Annotated in this window: 6 protein-coding genes and 1 pseudogene; 1 reads left to right on the forward strand and 6 read right to left on the reverse strand. The window is 41.8% G+C overall.

Annotation, left to right across the window (positions count from 1 at the left end):
- Positions 1-187: hypothetical protein (locus tag F6K49_RS33040; RefSeq protein ID WP_293103455.1), on the forward strand; the 187-nt coding region annotated here is incomplete at its 5' end.
- Positions 188-551: 364 nt separating this feature from the next.
- Here F6K49_RS33040 and F6K49_RS33045 read toward each other — a convergent pair.
- The 6 genes and pseudogenes from F6K49_RS33045 to F6K49_RS33070 all read right to left on the reverse strand — a co-directional run.
- On the reverse strand, positions 552-1,595 hold the full coding sequence (locus F6K49_RS33045; RefSeq protein ID WP_293103459.1) for a D-alanine--D-alanine ligase: 1,044 nt from the start codon (positions 1,593-1,595) through the stop codon (positions 552-554).
- Between the two features lie 48 nt (positions 1,596-1,643).
- Positions 1,644-3,053, reverse strand: a complete 1,410-nt coding sequence (locus tag F6K49_RS33050) for a sodium/proline symporter (protein WP_293103463.1) — start codon at positions 3,051-3,053, stop codon at positions 1,644-1,646.
- A 151-nt stretch (positions 3,054-3,204) separates the two neighbouring features.
- Positions 3,205-4,182, reverse strand: coding sequence for a DMT family transporter (locus F6K49_RS33055; protein WP_293103466.1), 978 nt, complete (start codon positions 4,180-4,182; stop codon positions 3,205-3,207).
- Positions 4,183-5,020: 838 nt separating this feature from the next.
- Complete coding sequence (locus F6K49_RS33060) at positions 5,021-5,167, reverse strand: NAD(P)-dependent oxidoreductase (RefSeq protein ID WP_293103469.1); 147 nt, start codon at positions 5,165-5,167, stop codon at positions 5,021-5,023.
- A gap of 51 nt (positions 5,168-5,218) precedes the next feature.
- Positions 5,219-6,547 carry an ATP-grasp enzyme gene (locus F6K49_RS33065; protein WP_293103472.1) on the reverse strand — a complete coding sequence of 443 codons (1,329 nt, stop codon included), beginning with the start codon at positions 6,545-6,547 and terminating at the stop codon, positions 5,219-5,221.
- 71 nt (positions 6,548-6,618) lie between these two features.
- Positions 6,619-6,825: pseudogene (locus F6K49_RS33070) on the reverse strand (SAM-dependent methyltransferase); the annotation flags it as partial.

Genomic DNA, 6,825 nt, shown 5'->3' on the forward strand with positions numbered 1-6,825 from the left:
AGTATTTTTGGAGAGTCCGGTAAGTTCGACCGCCTTAGGGAGTGGTACTAATGCCATGTCTCTATCTTACCACATCATTGAAGGATTTGGTAGCAGATGGAATATTTTTACTAACTGTTCCCTAACCTCAATCGGTGTGTCACAAGTAAATACCCTGATCAGGAATGGGCTGAGGCCAGTAATTTAGATAACAATTTAGATTTAGATAACTATGCTGATGGTGGTATGATGCCATGACCAAGACTACATGCGATCGCTAACTGGGGAGTGGCACTCTTGTTACGGAAAACTTAAACGTTACTTAATCATAATAGCAGTTCTCAATTGGCTGAGGTACCTCGTCCTGGGTTAATGGGAATAGGGACTAGGGACTAGGGACTAGGGACTAGGGAATACCTAGGCAGCACTGTCTTGGGGAGCTAGTTGCTAATCTGACTCCCCATCTTCCCACACCTGCCACACCTGCCACACCTGCCACACTTCCCATATTATCCCCATTTCCCCAAACCTGCCGCGCCCCCGCCTCAGACTATTCCCTGATCCGAAGTTCCCTATTCCCTACACGCAGCCTTATCAATTAACGTTTCATCAATCGCTGTCATCAACAACTCATTTACAGATATGCCCGATGCTTTCGCCATAGAAGCAATCACACTTTTAGGAGAAAAAGAACAATACAACCCTGCTTCTAGAAACCAAGGTTGCCCTTGTGGGTCGATACGGAAGTCAAAAAGACTGTAGTGGCGACAGCCCAACGCCTGATGACACCTCTTGGCTACTTCCTGAACTGGCTTGGTTACAGGGTCACTAGGGTCTAGCATCCAAGCCTTAACACCATCCTTAGCAGTCAAACTCAAGTTGCCATCTTCTGTTCGTTTTAGTTTATCCTCATAGTTGCGAATCGGGTGGTCATGGGAATTCACCAGATACTCTTCCAGGGGTAAACCCACTAACTCGCCGTCTTTGACAACGATTCCACATCTAACTTCCCGACCGAGTTCGATGTACTCTTCCACTAAGACCTCATCTGAATGTTCAAAGGCTGTTTTCAGGGCAGCGTCATAGTCAGCGACATTTTTGACGAAAGTCACCCCGCAAGAATTGTCAGAACTAGCAGGTTTGATCACTACTGGCGGCTTAATGGTGGGAATGTCTCCCTGGCGAAGTAGTTCTCCAAAAGGTACTTTAACTCCTGCCGCTGCCACAATCGCCTTAGCTCTGGCTTTATGGGCAGTTAGTGCCATCAAATCTGGGGTATTGCCCACATAGGGAATATTAAGCAAGTCCAATAGGGCACGGTATTCAGTCATGCCAGGGATACAAAACATTTGTGGCAGCACTAGGTCAATAGTTTTTGCTGTTATGAACTTTACAGCCTCAGAGAGGGACATGGGTTTGGCTGCGGCGATGTCTTCCTTACTGAGGGATGAGGGAAACCGCCACTGGCGATCGGGGGTGATGTAGGCAATATGAAATTCGTAGAGAGAAGGATTCGCCGTTGCGGCAATACAGTCTTGGGCATAGAGCCGTGACAAATCGCAGTAAAAGTCATTGTCTGCAGACCCAACTAAATGAAGAATGCGAAGTACTGACATAACTAATCTCCTCTTATAAAGAACTAAACTAAACAACTAAAAACGGAATCATTTAGGATGTTTCAAAAACTGAGCAATTGCATAGACTGCCATTCCTGCAGCCATACCTGGAAGCACTTCATAAATAGCACTGGACAAATCAAGTCCTAAATTCCAAATCAAAGCTGTAGCAATCCCAATTCCCATCATTGCGATCGCTGTGGTAAGATTGACTGGTCGCTGCCAAACTCTCAAGATTAATAAAGGACCCAAACCTGAAGCCAGAGCCGACCAAGAAAAAGTTACTAAAGCAAAGACATTGTTATTTCCAAGTAGGGCGATCGCCAAAACTACTGCTGTTACAGTTAGGGTTCCTACTTTTGCGAATTGGTAAGATTTAGCTGCAGCCGGAAAAATATCTTGGGTTAGGGCAGCTGAACAAGAGAGTATTTGAGAATCTGCTGTGGACATAGTGGCAGAAAACAGCCCAGCGAGCATCAATCCCACTAAAACCACTGGTAACAATTTCAACGATAGGTAAGGAAGTGCCAATTCTGGATCCCCGGAAGCCAACAAATCTGGCATCAGCACTCGCCCTGTTAAGCCAATACCCATAGCCGAGATCGAGGTTACTAACCCCAAAGCAGCTTTAAGATTTCTGGCAAAAGCAATGTTGTCGGCTGAGTCAATCGCCATAGCGCGCACCATAATGTGGGGTTGTCCCACCACACCAAAACCAGCTACTATCCAACCAATAAAGAAAGGCGCAAATCCCCACGGTTGCTGAGAAGAATTCCAGTTGATTAAAGCTGGATCAATGCCTGCCAAAGATTGCCACAGTTGCCCGGTTCCACCACAACTGGCAACCGCCACCACTAACAACAGTAACAAGGAACCGATCATGATTGTTGCTTGTAGAGCATCGGTCCAAATTGAGGCGCGAATTCCTCCAGAAAAGCAGTAGATAACGACAATTACTGCTCCTATAATGATGCCTAAATTATAGTTCCATCCGAACACAGCATTGAGTGCTTTGCTTCCTGCTACCAGTTGGGCTGCGGCGTAGGAACCTAGAAAGATAATAGTTATTATAGCAGAGATAATGGCAATCAAACGGGAGCCTTTCATATTTTGACTTAGAAAGGAAGAGACAGTATCTGAAGCAGTTTCCTCAGAGAGCTGTCTCAACCGTTTGAAAATAAAATACCAAGCAAGATAGTCCCCAATTGCCCAACCAATGGTCAGCCAGAGGGAGGAAATGCCTATTTTATAGGCAAAACCTACTTGACCGATGAATAATAAACCACTTTGACCAGTTGCCATTGCTGATAGTGCTGTCAGCCAAGGGTTGACATTGCGACTAGCCAGTAAATAATCGGTGGTGGTATTTTGTTTGCGGGTTGCCGAGTAAATGCCCACTGCTGTAAATAACAGCAGGAACATGATAAACGTGAGTGCAATCCCAACTTGTTTAGCCATTATGTTTGTTTAGGGGTTAATGAGCGATTGCTAGGAATGGTTAATCCTATTGACTAAATCTCTGCTCATTTGATTATATGGCACCACAAGTGTTTAATGTTAATACTTCGATGTTTCTAATATCAAATTTTGATAGATGCAGTAGTGAAATTTAACTATTAGTAGATTCAAGGGGAGATTTAATAGCCGATCTGCTAGAAATAGCCAAATACATTCCCACTAAGATTACCACAAAACTGACTAAAGTCAAAAAACTAAGAGGTTCTGAGAAAATTGTCCAACCTTCGAGGGAACTGAGAACAGGAACAATCAACCCCACTAGGCTAGCAAACCCTGAAGATAACTTTTTGAGGCAATAAGTCCAAAGTCCTACACCCAGCATTTGACCAACGAATGCTAGGGCAATTACTGAAAACCACCCAGTTACGGAACTCGGAAAAAGTTGCTCTTCGGTGATTGCAGCAACAGGAAATAGCAACAGAAAACTGGTTGTCGAAGACCAAGTCATAATCGTCACAGAGTTAAACTTAGTGCGAAGTTGCTCTGCGATTAATGGGTGTACCCCAAAAAATACTGCTGAGAGTAAAGCTGCTAAATCCCCTAGTAGCTGTTGACCAATACTCAATGATAACAGATCATTTACTTCTAGTAACGTTACTCCCGCGATTGCAACAAACATACCCACGAGAAATCGACGGTCAAAGAGCTGACCAAAAGCTAGCCACCCTCCTAATATAGTAAATATGGGAGCCATATTATGCATGATGCTAGAGTTGGCAACACTCGTCTGAGTTAAAGACCAAGTCCAAGCTATCAAAGCCATCGCTAAAAGCAAACCATCTGCAATCAGTAGCCTTTTTTCTGAGCCCAGATTATTTTTATTTAGTTCTGGTTCAGTTTCCTGCTTTTGGTGACCCACATTTAACAAGTTATTCAGTAGTCCAAAGGCAACAGCCGCAATCCAAAAACGATTAAATGCCGTAGCATTTGGTCCCATTTCCATTTCACTCAAACGAATAAAAATTGGTGAAAAAGAAAGACAGATTATGCTACCAATTAATGCAGCAAAAGAATCTATTGGAAATGAAGATAGGTACTGTATTTTTGACAATTTACCTTGAGCATTCATGTTTCTTTATTTATCTATTTTTATTAAAAGCATATATGATATAGCAATTCTACGACTTGTGAGGTACAAATTTCTGGTTTTTAGGGAGCAGGGAGCAGGGAGCAGGTAAGAGTAACCCACCCCTAACCCCTCCCAGGAGGGGAAGTGAGGGAAGAGGTAAAAAATAATGTGTACCTCATAGCTACGATAAACGCTATAGTATAAACCCTAACACCTGTAGCTATTGAATGGATAGTAAAAAATTAAATTAATAGTTAATTTTGATGCTGTTGTTGTCGATATTTTTTTAAATAAATACTGTATATAAATAGCTGATAATCGGAGACTCATGTAAATGACTACTCAACCTTTATACTAATATTTTGATGTTTGCTCCTTTCAGGCATAAATAATGACTGCATTACCCCAAATTTTTTTGAGCAACGAGGTGAATAACTAAAGGTAGTTTTTGTTCATTAGTTTTAACGGTTTTTTATTCATATGATAAAAACCATACTTTCATCTCATATTAAGCAAAACTAGGAATATTTTAATCAAGTTCATAATAATTTTATTTTATATATTTACTATTTAAACTCAGTTATTAGCAGATTCAATTGCAGGTTTAATAGCAGATATACTAGAGAGCGTCAAATACATTCCGAATAAAATGACTAGGAAATTTACCAAAGTCCACAATTGAATACGTTCTCAGAAAATCGCTCAACCTTCCACAGCGCTAAGAGCTGGAATAAGCAACGCAACTAGGCTATCAAGGGGTGAGCTTAAATATATGTAATGATTAATATATGTAATGATTATTAATATCAATTTAGGCAGCGGAATAGCCAGTGTAATCCTAATTGATGTCGTAGACATAGACCGAGTAGCCATGGGCTAGAAAATTAGCGGCTTGTCGCCCTCCAATATTGCCGCAACCGATGATACCGATGGTGGGATGATTGAGGGTATATCCTCTGTCCGAAGTGTTGTTAATTGGTAACATATGTTGATTGCTTAACTTTTTTGATAGGGCGAATCTTAAGCCGAACGCTATTTAATCCCCACCCAATTCTACCAATTTACCAATATTAAAATCAATTCTTACCCAGCCTTTTAGTTTCCGTAAATTCTCTAATAAGAGTAAAGTAATTTGCCAATGGGGTACGGTTAAGAAGGGCAGGGGATCGTTGACTTGAAAAATGGCATCTGTACCCTTGACAATCTTTTGAATCCACCCTTGTAAAGCTGACCATGACCTGATCTCAGTCAGCCGCCAAATTTCATGATAGAGCCAGTAAGTTGGCTTACTGTCAGGGCGGGGCACAATCGGTGCTTGATTTTCCTCATCACTATCTTTTAGGTAAGCATCTGCTAATCCTGGATGATTGTAAAACATGGTGATAGCAGAATGGGTGCGAGGATTACATTCAATCGGATAGACGGTGCCGTCTTCGGTTTGAATGAAGTCAAAGGAAATTTGTCCTGTCAAATTTAATTCCTTGACAAATTTCTCTACCCATGCATATATCTCAGGCTTATCAAGATGCTGATAATTAACTTGGAAAGGAGACGATGGGGAACAGCAGTGAAGTCTAATTTTTCCCTTGCGGACTGTACTGTGGGTGCAATACTCCTGACCGGTAATAAACTCTTGCATTGTCCAAGGGTTTTCCTTTGTAATAGGAAGATTTTTGACATAATCTTCCATTCCTTCAAAGGGAAACTTGGTCATGTCTAAGCGAGAAACTGAATCATACTGAATGCTTTTGAGAATATACCGACTCCCATCTGCTTTGAAGTCAAAATCTAGAATTTGTTGTGGATCGGTAATTAGGAAAGACTTTGGTGCTGATAATCCCAAACAACGGGCTTGCTCGCACAATGTAAATTTGTCGTCTAACATCTGGGTGATGTCAGGAGAAAAGTGGATGACTTCGCAGTAGGGGGAGAGTAACGTTCCAGCGACAGAATCATAATAGCTCGCTACTGGGCTAGATACGGGAATGAAGGCATCAATGTTTTCTTTTTGAACAATTTTTAGTAAGGCTTGGGAATAAGCATTGGGATATTTTTCTGGTGCTGGCACGGTATAAAACCCTTTAACCGCATTATAAAATCGGTGACCAGATAGCCAATATTTATCAGTTTCAACTAAAAAGACATTGTGCCCAGACTTATGAAAAGAGCGAGCCAGTTGCAGGGCTTTGGTCATTTTGCCCCCGGTAATCAAGATGTTTTTGGAACCTTCAACAGGTATTCGTCCTCTGCGAAATGGGGAAGTTATCCAATTGATTACTAGGGAAATAAAGACGAGAGTGGCATTTAGAGGTAAGGCAATTAACAGTAAGGTTAAGGTGCCGATATTTTTTAGTAAAGCAATCATTATTTACTAGGGGAAGAACAAGGCAATGGAGCTGTTCATTGCCTTTTGTTTATTGTCTGATCGTAATTTATCTAGGTGCGTCGGATGATAGTTAAACCATCTCGCAACGGTAGTAACACTTGTTCTACTCGGGGGTCATCCGCTACAAACTGGTTAAATTTAGCGATCGCACTTCCATTGGCAGTCTGTTGCTCTGGGGGTAAATAAGGTTGTCCCTGAAGCAGGGTATTATCCACACAGATAAAGCCACCAGGAGTCAATACATCCCTGTCTAGCAA

The sequence above is a fragment of the Moorena sp. SIO3I6 genome (assembly GCF_010672095.1).

Excerpts from the sequence above, each read along its gene's own strand:
- F6K49_RS33045 (WP_293103459.1), bottom strand. The coding sequence starts at position 1,595 with ATGTCAGTACTTCGCATTCTTCATTTAGTTGGGTCTGCAGACAATGAC.
- F6K49_RS33050 (WP_293103463.1), bottom strand. The coding sequence starts at position 3,053 with ATGGCTAAACAAGTTGGGATTGCACTCACGTTTATCATGTTCCTGCTG.
- F6K49_RS33055 (WP_293103466.1), bottom strand. The coding sequence starts at position 4,182 with ATGAATGCTCAAGGTAAATTGTCAAAAATACAGTACCTATCTTCATTT.
- F6K49_RS33060 (WP_293103469.1), bottom strand. The coding sequence starts at position 5,167 with ATGTTACCAATTAACAACACTTCGGACAGAGGATATACCCTCAATCAT.
- F6K49_RS33065 (WP_293103472.1), bottom strand. The coding sequence starts at position 6,547 with ATGATTGCTTTACTAAAAAATATCGGCACCTTAACCTTACTGTTAATT.